General features: G+C 42.4%; 30 protein-coding genes. All 30 read right to left on the reverse strand.

All coding sequences use genetic code 11. The features are described 5' to 3' along the window. Positions 1-74: 74 nt before the first annotated feature. The 30 genes from rplQ to rplC all read right to left on the reverse strand — a co-directional run bounded on the left by rplQ (position 75) and on the right by rplC (position 14,700). On the reverse strand, positions 75-437 hold the full coding sequence (gene rplQ, locus D0469_RS11615; protein WP_101596746.1) for a 50S ribosomal protein L17: 363 nt from the start codon (positions 435-437) through the stop codon (positions 75-77). 83 nt (positions 438-520) lie between these two features. Further along, a complete protein-coding gene (locus tag D0469_RS11620; RefSeq protein WP_101596743.1) occupies positions 521-1,465 on the reverse strand; it encodes a DNA-directed RNA polymerase subunit alpha in 945 nt (314 codons plus the stop codon). A gap of 182 nt (positions 1,466-1,647) precedes the next feature. Then, positions 1,648-2,037 (reverse strand): 30S ribosomal protein S11, encoded by a 390-nt coding sequence (rpsK, locus tag D0469_RS11625; RefSeq protein WP_117326921.1) that lies wholly within the window; start codon positions 2,035-2,037, stop codon positions 1,648-1,650. A gap of 22 nt (positions 2,038-2,059) precedes the next feature. Continuing rightward, the gene (gene rpsM / locus D0469_RS11630) at positions 2,060-2,425 is read right to left on the reverse strand and encodes a 30S ribosomal protein S13 (protein WP_101596737.1); all 366 of its coding nucleotides are present in this window, start codon (positions 2,423-2,425) and stop codon (positions 2,060-2,062) included. 21 nt (positions 2,426-2,446) lie between these two features. After that, positions 2,447-2,560: a 50S ribosomal protein L36 gene (rpmJ, locus tag D0469_RS11635; RefSeq protein WP_000868344.1), complete on the reverse strand. Its 114-nt coding sequence runs from the start codon at positions 2,558-2,560 to the stop codon at positions 2,447-2,449. A gap of 36 nt (positions 2,561-2,596) precedes the next feature. Next, on the reverse strand, positions 2,597-2,815 hold the full coding sequence (infA, locus tag D0469_RS11640) for a translation initiation factor IF-1 (RefSeq protein ID WP_101596733.1): 219 nt from the start codon (positions 2,813-2,815) through the stop codon (positions 2,597-2,599). 4 nt (positions 2,816-2,819) lie between these two features. Further along, positions 2,820-3,134, reverse strand: coding sequence for an RNA-binding protein (locus tag D0469_RS11645; RefSeq protein ID WP_407675740.1), 315 nt, complete (start codon positions 3,132-3,134; stop codon positions 2,820-2,822). 5 nt (positions 3,135-3,139) lie between these two features. Then, positions 3,140-3,886 carry a type I methionyl aminopeptidase gene (map, locus tag D0469_RS11650; protein WP_117326923.1) on the reverse strand — a complete coding sequence of 249 codons (747 nt, stop codon included), beginning with the start codon at positions 3,884-3,886 and terminating at the stop codon, positions 3,140-3,142. After that, positions 3,886-4,536 (reverse strand): adenylate kinase, encoded by a 651-nt coding sequence (locus D0469_RS11655; protein WP_117326924.1) that lies wholly within the window; start codon positions 4,534-4,536, stop codon positions 3,886-3,888. The genes map and D0469_RS11655 overlap by 1 nt, the downstream gene beginning before the upstream one ends. A 60-nt stretch (positions 4,537-4,596) precedes the next feature. Further along, complete coding sequence (gene secY / locus D0469_RS11660; protein ID WP_117326925.1) at positions 4,597-5,889, reverse strand: preprotein translocase subunit SecY; 1,293 nt, start codon at positions 5,887-5,889, stop codon at positions 4,597-4,599. Then, the gene (rplO, locus tag D0469_RS11665) at positions 5,889-6,329 is read right to left on the reverse strand and encodes a 50S ribosomal protein L15 (protein ID WP_117326926.1); all 441 of its coding nucleotides are present in this window, start codon (positions 6,327-6,329) and stop codon (positions 5,889-5,891) included. Before rplO ends, secY begins: the two co-directional genes overlap by 1 nt. Before the next feature lie 31 nt (positions 6,330-6,360). After that, on the reverse strand, positions 6,361-6,543 hold the full coding sequence (gene rpmD, locus D0469_RS11670; protein ID WP_101596716.1) for a 50S ribosomal protein L30: 183 nt from the start codon (positions 6,541-6,543) through the stop codon (positions 6,361-6,363). A 13-nt stretch (positions 6,544-6,556) separates the two neighbouring features. After that, positions 6,557-7,057 (reverse strand): 30S ribosomal protein S5, encoded by a 501-nt coding sequence (gene rpsE, locus D0469_RS11675; protein WP_101596713.1) that lies wholly within the window; start codon positions 7,055-7,057, stop codon positions 6,557-6,559. 23 nt (positions 7,058-7,080) lie between these two features. Continuing rightward, the gene (rplR, locus tag D0469_RS11680) at positions 7,081-7,440 is read right to left on the reverse strand and encodes a 50S ribosomal protein L18 (RefSeq protein ID WP_117326927.1); all 360 of its coding nucleotides are present in this window, start codon (positions 7,438-7,440) and stop codon (positions 7,081-7,083) included. A 32-nt stretch (positions 7,441-7,472) separates the two neighbouring features. After that, positions 7,473-8,009: a 50S ribosomal protein L6 gene (gene rplF / locus D0469_RS11685; RefSeq protein WP_117326928.1), complete on the reverse strand. Its 537-nt coding sequence runs from the start codon at positions 8,007-8,009 to the stop codon at positions 7,473-7,475. A gap of 31 nt (positions 8,010-8,040) precedes the next feature. Further along, positions 8,041-8,439: a 30S ribosomal protein S8 gene (gene rpsH / locus D0469_RS11690; protein ID WP_101596705.1), complete on the reverse strand. Its 399-nt coding sequence runs from the start codon at positions 8,437-8,439 to the stop codon at positions 8,041-8,043. 30 nt (positions 8,440-8,469) lie between these two features. Beyond that, the gene (locus D0469_RS11695) at positions 8,470-8,655 is read right to left on the reverse strand and encodes a type Z 30S ribosomal protein S14 (protein ID WP_101596703.1); all 186 of its coding nucleotides are present in this window, start codon (positions 8,653-8,655) and stop codon (positions 8,470-8,472) included. Between the two features lie 25 nt (positions 8,656-8,680). After that, positions 8,681-9,220 carry a 50S ribosomal protein L5 gene (gene rplE, locus D0469_RS11700; RefSeq protein WP_117326929.1) on the reverse strand — a complete coding sequence of 180 codons (540 nt, stop codon included), beginning with the start codon at positions 9,218-9,220 and terminating at the stop codon, positions 8,681-8,683. Between the two features lie 29 nt (positions 9,221-9,249). Next, positions 9,250-9,561: a 50S ribosomal protein L24 gene (rplX, locus tag D0469_RS11705; RefSeq protein ID WP_101596697.1), complete on the reverse strand. Its 312-nt coding sequence runs from the start codon at positions 9,559-9,561 to the stop codon at positions 9,250-9,252. A 41-nt stretch (positions 9,562-9,602) separates the two neighbouring features. After that, positions 9,603-9,971 (reverse strand): 50S ribosomal protein L14, encoded by a 369-nt coding sequence (gene rplN / locus D0469_RS11710; RefSeq protein WP_101596694.1) that lies wholly within the window; start codon positions 9,969-9,971, stop codon positions 9,603-9,605. Between the two features lie 44 nt (positions 9,972-10,015). Beyond that, complete coding sequence (rpsQ, locus tag D0469_RS11715) at positions 10,016-10,279, reverse strand: 30S ribosomal protein S17 (RefSeq protein WP_117326930.1); 264 nt, start codon at positions 10,277-10,279, stop codon at positions 10,016-10,018. A gap of 20 nt (positions 10,280-10,299) precedes the next feature. Further along, positions 10,300-10,503, reverse strand: coding sequence for a 50S ribosomal protein L29 (gene rpmC, locus D0469_RS11720; RefSeq protein WP_101596690.1), 204 nt, complete (start codon positions 10,501-10,503; stop codon positions 10,300-10,302). Beyond that, the gene (gene rplP, locus D0469_RS11725; protein ID WP_101596687.1) at positions 10,493-10,927 is read right to left on the reverse strand and encodes a 50S ribosomal protein L16; all 435 of its coding nucleotides are present in this window, start codon (positions 10,925-10,927) and stop codon (positions 10,493-10,495) included. Before rplP ends, rpmC begins: the two co-directional genes overlap by 11 nt. 1 nt (position 10,928) lies before the next feature. Next, positions 10,929-11,585 (reverse strand): 30S ribosomal protein S3, encoded by a 657-nt coding sequence (gene rpsC / locus D0469_RS11730; protein WP_117326931.1) that lies wholly within the window; start codon positions 11,583-11,585, stop codon positions 10,929-10,931. Positions 11,586-11,588: 3 nt separating this feature from the next. Beyond that, positions 11,589-11,930 carry a 50S ribosomal protein L22 gene (gene rplV / locus D0469_RS11735; RefSeq protein ID WP_101596681.1) on the reverse strand — a complete coding sequence of 114 codons (342 nt, stop codon included), beginning with the start codon at positions 11,928-11,930 and terminating at the stop codon, positions 11,589-11,591. 17 nt (positions 11,931-11,947) lie between these two features. Further along, on the reverse strand, positions 11,948-12,226 hold the full coding sequence (gene rpsS, locus D0469_RS11740; protein WP_101631943.1) for a 30S ribosomal protein S19: 279 nt from the start codon (positions 12,224-12,226) through the stop codon (positions 11,948-11,950). Positions 12,227-12,286: 60 nt separating this feature from the next. Then, on the reverse strand, positions 12,287-13,117 hold the full coding sequence (gene rplB / locus D0469_RS11745) for a 50S ribosomal protein L2 (RefSeq protein WP_117326932.1): 831 nt from the start codon (positions 13,115-13,117) through the stop codon (positions 12,287-12,289). 25 nt (positions 13,118-13,142) lie between these two features. Next, on the reverse strand, positions 13,143-13,427 hold the full coding sequence (gene rplW / locus D0469_RS11750; RefSeq protein ID WP_117326933.1) for a 50S ribosomal protein L23: 285 nt from the start codon (positions 13,425-13,427) through the stop codon (positions 13,143-13,145). After that, positions 13,427-14,050, reverse strand: a complete 624-nt coding sequence (rplD, locus tag D0469_RS11755) for a 50S ribosomal protein L4 (protein ID WP_117326934.1) — start codon at positions 14,048-14,050, stop codon at positions 13,427-13,429. Before rplD ends, rplW begins: the two co-directional genes overlap by 1 nt. A gap of 26 nt (positions 14,051-14,076) precedes the next feature. Next, positions 14,077-14,700, reverse strand: coding sequence for a 50S ribosomal protein L3 (rplC, locus tag D0469_RS11760; RefSeq protein WP_117326935.1), 624 nt, complete (start codon positions 14,698-14,700; stop codon positions 14,077-14,079). Between the last annotated feature and the right edge of the window lie 20 nt (positions 14,701-14,720).

The following is a 14,720-nucleotide window of genomic DNA, read 5'->3' on the forward strand; positions in this document are numbered from 1 at the left end:
GGTTTAAATAGATAAGCAAAAAAGGGCAAAGACAAGTTAGTATTCAACTGTCCCGCCCCATTTCACGTTTGTTATTAAACTAACTCGATAACTACGATTGGTGCACCGTCTCCGCGGCGTGGACCCATTTTCATAATACGAGTGTATCCGCCTTGGCGTTCTTCATAACGTGGAGCGATATCGCTGAATAATTTTTGAACTGCATCTTGGCCTTTTTCAGCGTCAGCTACTTCATTACGTACGTAAGCTGCTGCTTGACGGCGTGCATGCAAATCACCACGCTTACCAAGAGTGATCATTTTTTCTACAACAGAACGTAATTCTTTTGCACGTGCTTCAGTAGTTTCAATACGCTCATGGATGATAAGGTCAGTTGTCAAATCACGTAACAAAGCCTTACGTTGTGAGCTAGTGCGTCCTAACTTTCTGTAACCCATTGAGAGATTCCCTCCTTTGTTGATCAAGATAATCTGTTATCAGGCTCACAGCAAAATGGCTAGTAAGCAGAGCTAACTAGTCATTAGTCGTCTTTTCTAAGACCTAAGCCTAATTCTTCTAATTTTGCTTTTACTTCTTCTAGGGATTTGCGTCCCAGGTTACGTACCTTCATCATATCTTCTTCCGTTTTGTGAGCAAGCTCTTGAACGGTATTGATTCCAGCACGCTTTAAGCAGTTATAAGAACGAACAGAAAGATCCAGTTCTTCAATTGTCATTTCTAGAACTTTTTCCTTTTGGTCTTCTTCTTTTTCAACCATGATTTCAGCATTTTGAGCTTCATCAGTCAAGCCGACAAAAATATTCAAATGCTCTGTTAAAATCTTGGCACCAAGCGCAACAGCTTCCTGTGGACCATTGCTGCCATCAGTCCATACATCAAGTGTTAGCTTATCATAATTTGTCATTTGACCTACACGAGTATTTTCAACCTGGTAGGTTACACGTGATACAGGAGTGTAAATGGAGTCGATAGGAATTACACCGATTGGCTGATCGTCACGTTTGTTATTATCAGCACGTGTATATCCGCGACCACGGCGGGCTGTTAATCTCATACGCATTTGACCATTTCTGCCAAGTGTAGCAATGTGTAGATCCGGATTAAGAATTTCCACGTCACTATCATGCGTAATGTCAGCTGCTGTAACTACACCTTCACCCTGCACATCAATTTCAAGCGTTTTTTCTTCATCGGAGTAAATCTTCAGAGCTAGTTTCTTCACATTCAGAATGATAGAAGTAACATCTTCTACAACGCCTTCAATTGTTGAGAACTCATGCAGAACACCATCTATTTGAATAGCTGTGACTGCAGCGCCTGGGAGTGAGGATAATAGAATACGACGTAAGGAGTTACCCAGAGTTGTACCATACCCACGCTCAAGTGGCTCGACGACGAACTTGCCATACTTGGCATCATCGTTGATTTCAACCGTTTCGATTTTTGGTTTTTCTATTTCAATCATCCAATAAACCCTCCTTCAAAACGTCGAAACCTCGGTTAGCAGATACAAAGCTCGCATCTAACCGAAATTCCCCATATATACGTTCCCGAATATGCGCAACAACTGATTTAATAATTCTGTAAGAACGCAAAATTTGTATTATATCCCATTATAGACAACAATACAAAATTTATACAGAAAAATTAAACACGGCGACGTTTTGGTGGACGGCATCCGTTATGTGGAACTGGAGTAACGTCTCTGATAGCTGTAACTTCAAGACCAGCCGCCTGTAGTGCACGGATAGCAGCCTCACGACCAGCTCCAGGTCCTTTTACAGTTACCTCAAGAGTTTTCATGCCATGCTCCATAGAAGTTTTAGCAGCAGTTTCAGCAGCCATTTGTGCAGCGAATGGAGTGGATTTACGAGATCCTTTAAAGCCTAGAGCTCCAGCACTTGACCAAGAAACAGCATTACCATGTGCATCTGTAATCGTAACAATTGTGTTGTTGAAGGTTGAACGAATGTGTGCAATACCAGTTTCAATATTCTTTTTCACACGACGCTTACGTGTATTAGTTTTACGTGCCATGAAAAGTACCCTCCTTTACTGATTATTTTTTCTTATTAGCTACTGTACGGCGAGGTCCTTTACGCGTACGAGCATTGTTTTTTGTGTTTTGACCACGAACAGGAAGTCCGCGACGATGACGCAATCCACGATAAGAACCAATTTCCATAAGACGTTTGATGTTTAGGGAAATTTCACGGCGAAGGTCACCTTCTACCTTTAGCTTATCGACGATATCACGAATCTTGTTCAATTCGTCTTCAGTAAGATCACGTACACGAGTATCTTCAGAAACACCAGCTTCTGAAAGAACTTTAATCGCAGTTTGCTTACCAATACCATAAATATATGTTAATGAAATGACAATACGCTTGTCACGTGGAATATCAACACCAGCAATACGTGCCATGTGAGTGCACCTCCTTCAATATTAACCTTGTTTTTGTTTATGCTTAGGGTTTTCGCAAATAACCATTACTTTGCCTCTTCTGCGGATTACTTTGCACTTTTCGCAGATTGGCTTAACTGATGGTCTGACTTTCATTGCTATCTAACCTCCTTATACAAATCGGAGCTTACTTTATTTAAATCGGTAAGTGATTCTTCCGCGAGTTAGATCATAAGGTGAAAGCTCAACAGTTACTCTATCCCCAGGCAAAATGCGAATGAAGTGCATACGAATTTTCCCGGATACGTGAGCTAATACAGTATGACCATTTTCTAATTCTACCTTAAACATTGCATTAGGCAAAGTCTCTTGAACTTTCCCTTCTACTTCAATTACATCGTCTTTCGCCATCTTCTTATTCTCCCTTCTCTTTTGCAACATGTTCATTCACAAATTTCGAAACCGCAAAACGAAGCTTCCCATTAGTGACATAACCTGATTCTACGATACTGTTACGAACTTCTGTAGATATACAATCAAGGAAACGCAAGTGGTGGATGTTTTTCCTCTTTGGATCATGAAACCGGTGTTTCATGCCATCAGCGATCAAAACAAACCTTTCATCGAGCAACCTGATGACAACTGCATAATTCCCAGTATCTCGACCTTGGGTAATGAGAACAAATTGCCCTATGCGTAAACTAGTTTTTTCATCTTTCAATCCTATCACCTAACTTACGGTTTGGTAAGGATCTCAAACCCAGATTCAGTGATTGCGATAGTATGTTCAAAGTGGGCGCACTTTTTTCCGTCAACGGTTACAACAGTCCAGTTATCCTCCAAGGTTTTCACATACCGGCTTCCTGCGTTAACCATAGGTTCAACAGCAAGAACCATTCCCGGTTTTAAGCGAGGGCCCTTATCGGGTGGACCATAGTGAGGAATTTGAGGGTCCTCATGTAAGTCTTGACCAATTCCGTGGCCTACATACTCACGAACGATTGAGAAATCGCGGGCTTCGACATAGGTTTGAATTGCATGGGAGATATTTGAAAGACGCACGCCTGGCAAGGCTTCCTTCAGCCCTCTATATAATGACTCTTCTGTTACTTCCAAGAGCCTCATGGTTTCTTCATCAATGTTGCCGACCGGGTACGTCCAAGCTGAGTCTCCGTGATAACCGTTATACTTCGCACCAATATCAATGCTGATTATATCGCCTTCATTAAGAACCCGGCTACCCGGAATGCCATGGACAAGCTCATTGTTAACAGATGCGCAAATGCTGCCGCGAAATCCATTATACCCTTTAAATGAAGGGAATGCATCATGTTTACGAATAAAGCTTTCAGCAATTGCATCCAGTTCTTTCGTTGTGATACCAGGAACAACGTGTTTCTTTATCTCTTGATGAGTTAAAGCAACAATCCTCCCTGCTTCTCTCATGATTTCAATCTCGCGCGGAGTCTTACAGATGATCATTAACGCAATCCTCCAACCAGTTCTTGGATATCTGAAAACACTTCTTCCATGTGCTTTTGACCATTAATGTTGCGAACATAGCCTTTTTCTTTATAAAAGTTAAGAAGCGGCTCTGTTTGCGCCAAATTTACATCTAAACGGTTTTGAACCGTTTCTTCATTATCATCAGCCCGTTGATAAAGCTCTCCGCCACAGCGGTCACATACTCCGTCTTTTGCTGGCGGATTAAATGCAAGATGATAGGTAGCACCACAGTTCTTGCAAATGCGGCGGCCTGTTAATCTTTCCATCAGAATACTTTTATCTACATCAATGTTGATAACAAAGTCAATGCGGCGCTGCAAGTCTGCAAGGATGCTCTCAAGTGCTTCAGCTTGAGCGACAGTGCGCGGAAAGCCATCAAGCAGAAAGCCTTTCTCACAGTCCGATTTGCTTAATCTTTCACGAACAATTCCGATTGTGACTTCATCAGGCACAAGTTCGCCTTTATCCATAAATGATTTCGCCTGTAAACCAAGTTCCGTTCCATCTTTAATAGCAGCTCGGAACATATCTCCAGTAGAGATATGAGGGATGTCATAATTTTCTACGATTCTTTCGGCTTGAGTGCCTTTTCCAGCACCGGGAAGCCCCATTAATACCAGATTCACACTAATCCCCCTCAAACTCCATAATGGGTTTAAGGGAACTCGTGGTTCCCAAAAAACACATTATTTTATAAAGCCTTTATAGTGACGTTTTACTAATTGAGCTTCAAGCTGCTTCATTGTATCAAGCGCAACCCCAACTACGATCAGTAGGGAAGTTCCGCCGATTTGAGCCGACTGCGGCAAATTAGCAAACGAAATGAAAAAGACCGGTAAAACAGAAATGGCCGCCAGGAATAGGGAGCCTACAAATGTTAAACGATACAATACACGCGTTAAGTAGTCCTGTGTACTTTGGCCTGGACGGATCCCTGGAACATACCCACCCTGCTTTTTCAGATTATCAGCCATTTGTTCAGGGTTAACCTGAATGAAAGCATAGAAATAAGAGAAAGCAATGATGAGAGCAACATAGATTATCATACCAATTGGCTTAGTGTAATCAAATGTCTTTTGAATCCATAGAGTAACATCATTAGAACCAAAGAACGAAGCAATCGTCGTTGGTGTAATGATAAACGCCATTGCAAAGATAACAGGAATAACGCCAGCCGCATTCACCTTTAATGGAAGGTGTGTCGACTGTCCGCCTGCCGGACTGCGTCCAGCAGCACGTTTTGCGTATTGAATCGGAATCTTTCGAAGTGCTTGCTGGATAAATACAACACCAACAACGATTGCAATTACAGCAAGAAGAATTAATAGAACAGTTATTATTCGAATAAATAGCTGCTCTCCTGCATTTTCAAATTGCTGAGCGTAAATCTGGTTTACCGTTGATGGAATACCAGCTACGATCCCCGCAAAGATTATGATTGAGATACCATTTCCTACTCCCTTAGAAGTAATAAGTTCTCCCAACCACATTAAGAAAGCAGTACCTGCTGTTAAAACTACCGCAATTAGCAAGTAAGTCCCAACACCCGGGTTTTGTATCAGCTGTCCTCCAGCCATGTTATTGAATCCGTAAGACATACCAAAGGCCTGGATGAAACCAAGCACAATCGTACCGTAGCGGGTAAACTGAGCTAACTTACGGCGTCCAACATCACCCTGCTTTGCCCATTCTGCAAATTTTGGAACTACGTCCATTTGCAGGAGCTGCACAATGATGGAGGCCGTAATGTAAGGCATGATCCCCATCGCTAGAATAGAGAAGTTATAAAGCGCTCCACCGCCGAAGGTGTTTAAGATTCCGAAAACATTCAGTTCATCTTGTGCTTTTAACAGTTCGGCATTCACATTCGGTACAGGAATAAATGTACCGATGCGATATACGATCAACATTAAAAGAGTAAAAATGATCTTATTTCTGATTTCACCCACGCGCATAAAATTGGAGACCGTGCGAAACATTAAATCACCTCAGTTTTACCGCCAGCAGCTTCGATCGCTTCTTTTGCAGTAGAGGAGAATTTATGAGCTTTAACAGTAAGCTTTTTCTCGACATTGCCTTTAGCTAGAATTTTGATTCCAGCTTTTTCATTGCTTACAATACCTGATTCAACTAGAAGAGCAGGTGTTACTTCAGTTCCATCCTCGAAACGATTTAGAGTATCAAGGTTAACGATAGCGTAGTCCTTACGGTTAATGTTAGTGAAACCGCGCTTAGGAAGACGTCTGAAAAGTGGTGTTTGACCACCTTCAAAACCAAGGCGTACTCCGCCGCCTGAGCGAGCGTTTTGACCTTTATGTCCTTTACCTGCTGTTTTACCGTTACCAGAACCGATACCGCGACCTTTACGTTTGCGTTCTTGACGAGAACCTTCTGTAGGTTGTAGTTCATGAAGTTTCATGTTGGCACCTCCTTGTTAGAGAGAATTTATTTTATTGTTCCTTTACAGTAACAAGATGAGCAACTTTGTTAATCATACCGCGAATCGCAGGGTTATCATCATGAACAACTGTCTGATGCATTTTGCGTAATCCCAGAGTGTTAACTGTAACGCGTTGATCTTCAGGGCGACCAATCAAGCTGCGAGTGAGGGTAATTTCTAATTTATTAGCCATTTGATTTCCCTCCTTATCCTAACAGTTCTTCTACTGATTTTCCACGCAGCTTAGCTACGTCCTCAGCGCGTTTTAATTGCTTTAATCCGTCCAATGTAGCACGAACCATGTTGATTGGTGTGTTGGAACCCAGAGATTTAGAAAGAATATCACTAATTCCGCCTAACTCAAGAACCGCACGAACCGGCCCTCCAGCGATTACTCCAGTACCTTCAGAAGCAGGCTTCAAAAGGATGTGTCCCGCACCAAAGCGGCCGTTCACTAGGTGAGGAATTGTAGTTCCTACCATTGGTACAGTGACCAGGTTTTTCTTTGCATCTTCGATTGCTTTACGGATTGCATCTGGTACTTCTTGAGCTTTACCTGTACCAAATCCAACATGACCGTTTTTGTCCCCTACAACTACAAGTGCAGTGAAACGGAAACGACGTCCGCCTTTAACAACCTTAGCTACGCGGTTAACCGTAACTACACGCTCTTCAAGTTCTAATTTATTAGGATCAATACGACGCATCTGTTTTGTCCCTCCTTTGTCTATTAAAATTCTAAGCCGTTTTCACGAGCAGCGTCCGCTAATGCTTTAATACGACCATGGAAAAGGTATCCTCCGCGGTCAAATACCACAGATGCATAACCTTTCTCAACCGCACGTTTTGCGATTAGTTCGCCAACCTTTTGTGCTGCTTCAGCGTTGTTGCCAGCAACTTCAAGCTCTTTATCAAGAGTAGAAGCGCTTGCCAAAGTTACGCCGTTTACATCATCAATCAGCTGTGCGTAAATGTGTTGGTTAGAACGGAACACATTCAAACGAGGACGAGCTTCAGTTCCTGAAAGCTTAGCACGTACACGTGCATGTCTTTTCTTACGAACAGAATTTTTGTTAGCCTTCGTAATCATTTACGTCACTCCTTTCGTTTACCTAGGCAGCATTACTTACCTGTTTTACCTTCTTTACGACGAACGAATTCGCCTTCATAACGGATACCTTTGCCTTTATACGGCTCTGGCGGACGAACGTCACGGATATTAGCAGCAAGCGCGCCAACGCGTTCTTTGTTTGCGCCTCTTACGATAATTTTTGTATTTGATGGAACTTCAACCTCAAGGCCAGCCTCAGGTTCGATCTCAACCGGATGAGAGTAACCAACGTTAAGTACAAGCTTTGAACCTTGTTTTGTAGCACGGTAACCAACACCGATAAGTTCTAAAGATCTTTCGAAGCCTTTAGATACTCCCTCAACCATGTTAGAGATTACAGCGCGAGTAGTTCCGTGTAATGCGCGGTGTTCTTTAGAATCAGTTGGACGTGAAACAGTAATCACGTTTTCCTCAATGCTGATTGCAATATCCGCATTAAATGTTCTTGTTAATTCACCCTTTGGACCTTTTACAGTTACAGTACCATTGTTGCTAGTAATAGTAACGCCAGCAGGGATTTCAATAGGTTTTTTACCTACGCGTGACATCTAGTGCACCTCCATTCGTGTAAGAAATTTATTACCAAACGTATGCTAATACTTCTCCGCCAACTTGTTTAGCGCGAGCTTCTTTATCAGTGATAACGCCTTGAGAAGTAGAAACGATTGCGATACCTAAACCGTTAAGAACGCGTGGAACTTCACCAGTTTTTGCATAAACACGCAAACCAGGTTTGCTGATGCGCTTTAGGCCAGTGATAACACGTTCGTTATTAACACCGTACTTCAAGAAGATACGGATAACACCTTGCTTGTTGTCTTCGATTAATTCAACGTCACGCACGAAGCCTTCACGCTTTAAGATTTCAGCAATATCTCTCTTAATCTTTGAAGCAGGAACTTCCAGTTTTTCGTGACGAACCATGTTCGCATTACGGATGCGAGTAAGCATATCTGCAATAGGATCTGTCATGACCATTTAATATTACCTCCTTCCCAAAATCGGGTTTTACCAGCTAGCTTTCTTAACGCCAGGAATTTGTCCTTTATATGCAAGTTCACGGAAGCAAATACGGCAAAGCTTGAATTTACGTAGTACTGAATGTGGACGACCGCAACGTTCGCAGCGTGTATAGTCTTGTACTTTAAACTTTGCTCCGCGCTTTTGCTTCAAGATCATAGATTTTTTAGCCACGTTTTCGCCTCCCTTTATTTAGAGATTACTTTTGGAACGGCATTCCAAATTGTGTTAATAGTTCACGAGCTTCTTCATCAGTATTAGCAGTCGTTACGATAACGATGTCCATACCGCGAACCTTGCTCACTTTATCATAATCAATCTCAGGGAAGATAAGCTGTTCTTTAACACCTAAAGTGTAGTTTCCGCGTCCGTCGAATGATTTCTTGGAGACACCGCGGAAGTCACGTACACGTGGTAAAGAAACAGATACTAATTTATCAAGGAATTCATACATACGCTCGCCGCGCAATGTTACTTTCGCACCGATAGGCATTCCTTCACGTAGACGGAAACCTGCGATAGATTTCTTAGCCTTTGTAACCAATGGTTTTTGACCAGTGATCAAAGTTAGTTCTTCCACTGCATTATCTAGGGATTTTGCGTTGGCAACAGCGTCACCCACACCCATGTTTATAACGATTTTCTCGATTTTTGGAACTTCCATAACCGATTTATAATTGAACTTGCTCATTAGAGCAGGAGTCATTTCTTTTTGGAATTTTTCCTTTAGGCGGTTCATTCTTTATTGTACCTCCCTTCTTCAGTAACTTATTTATCTAAAGATTCACCTGATTTAATAGCTACGCGTACTTTCTTGCCGTCAACCACCTTGTAACCAACACGAGTTGGATTACCTGATTTAGGATCAAGAGGCATAACGTTAGAAACGTGAATAGCAGCTTCTTGGCTATTGATTCCACCTTGTGGATTAGCTTGAGAAGGCTTTGAGTGCTTCTTCACGATGTTGACTCCTTCAACAAGCACACGGTTTTTCTTCGGATATGCTTCAAGGATGACACCTTGTTTGCCTTTGTCCTTACCAGAGATGACTACGACTTTGTCACCTTTTTTAACATGCATTAGCTTCGCACCTCCTTGAAAGGGCATTAAAGAATTTATCATTATAAAACTTCTGGAGCTAGAGAAACGATCTTCATGAAGCTGTTGTCACGAAGTTCACGGGCAACAGGTCCGAAGATACGGGTACCGCGCGGGCTCTTGTCATCACGGATGATAACACAAGCATTTTCGTCAAACTTGATGTATGAACCATCATTACGACGAACACCGAACTTAGTACGTACAACAACCGCTTTAACAACGTCACCTTTTTTAACAACGCCTCCTGGCGTTGCTTGTTTTACTGTACATACGATGATATCACCGATGTTAGCAGTTTTGCGGCCAGAACCACCAAGAACTTTAATTGTTAGTACTTCGCGTGCACCAGAATTGTCAGCGACTTTTAAACGTGTTTCTTGTTGAATCATGTACGAAACCTCCCTTCGGAATTAACATAATCCGAAAACCTATATTAAATGATTACTGCTTTTTCTACAACTTCAACTAGACGGAAGCGTTTAGTAGCTGAAAGTGGGCGAGTTTCCATGATTCTTACTGTATCGCCAAGCTTCGCTTCATTCTGCTCGTCATGCGCCTTAAATTTCTTAGAATATTTAACGCGTTTACCGTATAGAGTGTGTTTTTTATAGGTTTCAACCATAACTGTGATTGTTTTATCCATTTTGTCGGATACAACACGGCCAGTATAAACCTTGCGTTGGTTGCGTTCGCTCATTTACGCAAACCTCCCCTCATTTATCGATTGTTAACAGCGATCTCTCTTTCACGTACAACAGTCTTCATACGTGCGATCGATTTGCGCACTTCACGGATACGTGCAGTATTTTCAAGTTGTCCAGTAGCTAGCTGGAAACGAAGATTAAATAGTTCTTCTTTAAGAGATTTAACTTTTTGTTCAATTTCGGCAGTGGTAAGTTCTTTGATTTCATTAGCCTTCATTTGATTCACCACCAATTTCTTCTCGTTTTACAAACTTGCATTTAATTGGAAGTTTGTGTGCTGCAAGGCGCAACGCTTCACGTGCTACCTCTTCAGAGACACCGGAGATTTCAAACATAACTTTGCCAGGTTTTACAACCGCTACCCATCCTTCAGGAGCACCTTTACCGGAACCCATCCGAACTTCTAGAGGCTTGGCAGTGAACGGCTTGCTTGGGAAAATTTTGATCCAAACTTTACCGCCACGTTTCATGTAACGAGTCATTGCGATACGAGCTGCTTCGATCTGACGGTTTGTAATCCATGAAGCTTCTTGAGCTTGAAGACCAAACTCACCAAAATGAACTTCAGTTCCGCCCTTTGCACGGCCTCTCATTTTACCGCGGTGTTCACGGCGATATTTAACGCGTTTAGGCATTAACATATTATTTTCCTCCTTCCTCGGACTTCTTCTTAGTAGGAAGGACTTCTCCACGATAGATCCATACTTTCACGCCAAGCTTACCGTAAGTAGTATCCGCTTCAGCAGTAGCATAGTCGATGTCAGCACGAAGTGTATGAAGTGGAACAGTACCTTCGCTGTAATGTTCAGCACGAGCGATATCAGCACCGCCAAGACGTCCAGAAACCTGAGTTTTAATACCTTGTGCACCAGCACGCATTGTGCGTTGAATAGCTTGCTTTTGAGCACGACGGAAAGAAACGCGGTTTTCAAGCTGGCGAGCGATGTTTTCAGCTACTAATTTCGCATCAAGATCCGCTCTCTTAATTTCAATGATGTTGATGTGTACTCGTTTGCCAGTTAATTGATTTAGAGCTTTACGAAGTGCTTCAACTTCAGTACCGCCTTTACCAATTACCATACCTGGCTTAGCTGTGTGTACAGAAATGTTCACACGGTTTGCAGCACGTTCGATTTCAACCTTAGATACAGAAGCATCGCTTAAACGTTTCGTGATGTATTCACGAACTTTAATGTCTTCATGTAAAAGATCTGCATAGTCTTTGCCTGCGTACCATTTGGATTCCCAATCACGAATGATTCCAATACGCATACCGACCGGATTTACCTTTTGACCCACAGATTATCCCTCCTTCTTTTCTGATACTACGATAGTAATATGACTAGTACGTTTATTAATTGCGCTTGCACGTCCCATTGCGCGTGGACGGAAACGTTTCAATGTTGGCCCTTCATTTACATAAGCTTCTGTAATAACCAAGTTATTAACATCCATGTCGTAGTTGTGTTCTGCGTTAGCAACAGCAGATTTTAACACCTTTTCTACGACTGGAGAAGCAGCTTTTGGAGTAAAACGAAGAATTGCCACAGCTTCGCCTACTTGCTTGCCTCGGATTAAATCAGCTACTAAACGGACTTTACGAGGAGCAATACGGACTGTTCTAGCAATAGCTTTTGCTTGCATGAGTTGCCCTCCTCTCATTAACGTCTTGTTTTCTTATCGTCACTTGCGTGACCTTTGTAAGTACGTGTAGGCGCGAATTCGCCCAGTTTGTGACCTACCATGTCTTCTGTTACATATACCGGTACGTGTTTACGACCATCATAGACAGCGATTGTATGACCGATGAATTGCGGGAAGATTGTTGAACGGCGAGACCAAGTCTTAACAACTTGCTTCTTGTCTGCTTCATTCAATTTTTCAACCTTGACCATTAAATGCTCATCAACGAAAGGTCCTTTTTTCAAACTGCGTCCCATGTAAGTGCCTCCCTTCGTGATTGTTCTACGGTTCTGTTAATGAACCGTAGTTCAACCCCGTTATTTTTTACGACGACGTACGATAAACTTGTCGGATTTATTTTTCTTCTTACGAGTTTTAGCACCAAGAGTTGGTTTGCCCCATGGAGACATTGGTGATTTACGTCCGATTGGTGAACGTCCTTCACCACCACCGTGCGGGTGATCGTTAGGGTTCATTACAGATCCGCGGACAGTTGGGCGCTTGCCTAACCAGCGAGAGCGGCCTGCTTTACCAATGTTGATCAATTCGTGCTGCTCATTACCAACTTGACCAACAGTAGCGCGGCAAGTAGCAAGAATCATGCGAACTTCTCCAGAATTTAAACGCACAAGAACATAACGGCCTTCTTTACCAAGAACTTGAGCAGAAGTACCTGCAGAACGAACCAATTGTCCGCCTTTTCCTGGTTTAAGTTCGATATTGTGTACCACAGTACCTACCGGAATGTTTGATAAAGGTAGTGCATTACCCACTTTAATATCAGCCTCAGGGCCTGACATGATCTCCAGACCTACTTCTAGGTTTTTAGGAGCTAGGATGTAACGCTTTTCTCCATCAACGTAATTAATTAATGCAATGTTTGCAGAACGGTTTGGATCGTATTCAATAGTAGCAACGCGTCCAGGTATACCATCTTTATCGCGCTTAAAGTCGATAATACGGTATTGACGCTTATGGCCGCCACCTTGATGACGAACAGTTAACTTACCTTGATTGTTACGGCCGCCTTTTCTCTTTAAAGGAGCAAGAAGTGACTTTTCTGGAGTGCTTGTAGTGATTTCAGCAAAATCAGAAACTGTCATCCCGCGTCGACCGTTAGAGGTAGGTTTATACTTTTTAATCGCCATTGTATTTCCCTCCTTCTTTTATGAATTAAGCTTCAAAAAGTTCGATTTCTTTGCTGTCAGCAGTTAATTTAACAATTGCCTTGCGGCGCTTGTTTGTGTAACCTGCATGTTTACCCATGCGCTTGAATTTACCTTTGTAGTTCATGATGTTAACTTTGTCAACTTGCACGCCAAAGATTTCTTGTACAGCATCTTTAACTTGAGTTTTATTAGCTCTTACATCAACTTCAAAAGTGTATTTTTTTTCAGCCATTAACTCTGAAGAGTGTTCAGTAATTACGGGGCGCTTAATGATATCGCGAGCATCCATTATGCAAGCACCTCCTCTACTTTTTCAACAGCTGACTTAGTCATGATCAATTTGTTGTGTGATACAACATCAAGAACATTAAGACCAGCAGCTTCTACAACTGTAACACCTGGGATGTTACGTGCAGAAAGAGCAATCTTTTCATCTAAACCGTCAGTTACGATCAAAGCTTTAGTGTCTACAGAAAGCCCTTTAAGGACAGCTGTAAATTCTTTTGTTTTCGGAGCTTCAAAAGCAAGGTTTTCAAGAACAATGATTTCTTGTTCCAATGCTTTAGCGGATAATGCTGATTTGATAGCTAGACGACGCATTTTCTTAGGCATTTTATAGCTGTAAGAGCGTGGAGTTGGTCCGAAGACAGTACCACCGCCGCGCCATTGTGGTGAACGGATAGAACCTTGACGGGCACGTCCAGTTCCTTTTTGACGCCATGGTTTACGTCCACCGCCTGCTACTTCAGAACGGTTTTTAACTTTGTGGTTTCCTTGACGAAGTGATGCTCTTTGCATGATGATCGCTTCGAATAATACATGGTTATTTGGTTCAATACCAAAGATGGAATCGTTTAGCTCGATATCGCCAACTTGGGTTCCAGCTTGATTGAACATTGTAACTTTTGGCATTCTAATGCTCCTCCTTCCTTAAATAATTACTTCACTTTAACCGCACTTTTAACTTTTAATAGAGCCTTTCTAGCTCCGGGAACGTTTCCTTTGATTAAAAGCAAGTTGCGCTCAACATCAACCTTAACGATTGTCAAGTTTTGAACAGTAATCTGTTCTCCACCCATACGTCCAGGCAATAGTTTGTTTTTGAATACACGGTTTGGAGCAACCGGCCCCATTGAACCTGGGCGGCGGTGGTAGCGAGAACCGTGAGCCATTGGTCCGCGAGATTGTCCGTGGCGCTTAATAACACCCTGGAACCCTTTACCTTTAGATACTCCTGTTACATCAACTACATCGCCTTCAGCGAAAATATCAACTTTGACTTCCTGACCCATTTCAACCCCGTCAAAATCACGGAATTCGCGAATGAAGCGCTTAGGTGCAGTATTAGCTTTTGCGACGTGGCCTTTAGCAGGTTTGTTGGAAAGCTTTTCGCGCTTATCTTCAAAACCGATCTGTACCGCCTCGTAGCCGTCTGCTTCAACAGTTTTCTTTTGAAGAACAACGTTATTAGCAGCTTCTACAACAGTTACAGGAATAAGTTCACCGTTCTCAGCAAATACTTGCGTCATACCGATTTTTCTTCCTAAGATTCCTTTGGTCATTAGTCACACCTCCTATAATG

It is taken from the genome of Peribacillus saganii (assembly GCF_003429095.1).
Lineage (GTDB): Bacteria > Bacillota > Bacilli > Bacillales > DSM-1321 > Peribacillus > Peribacillus saganii.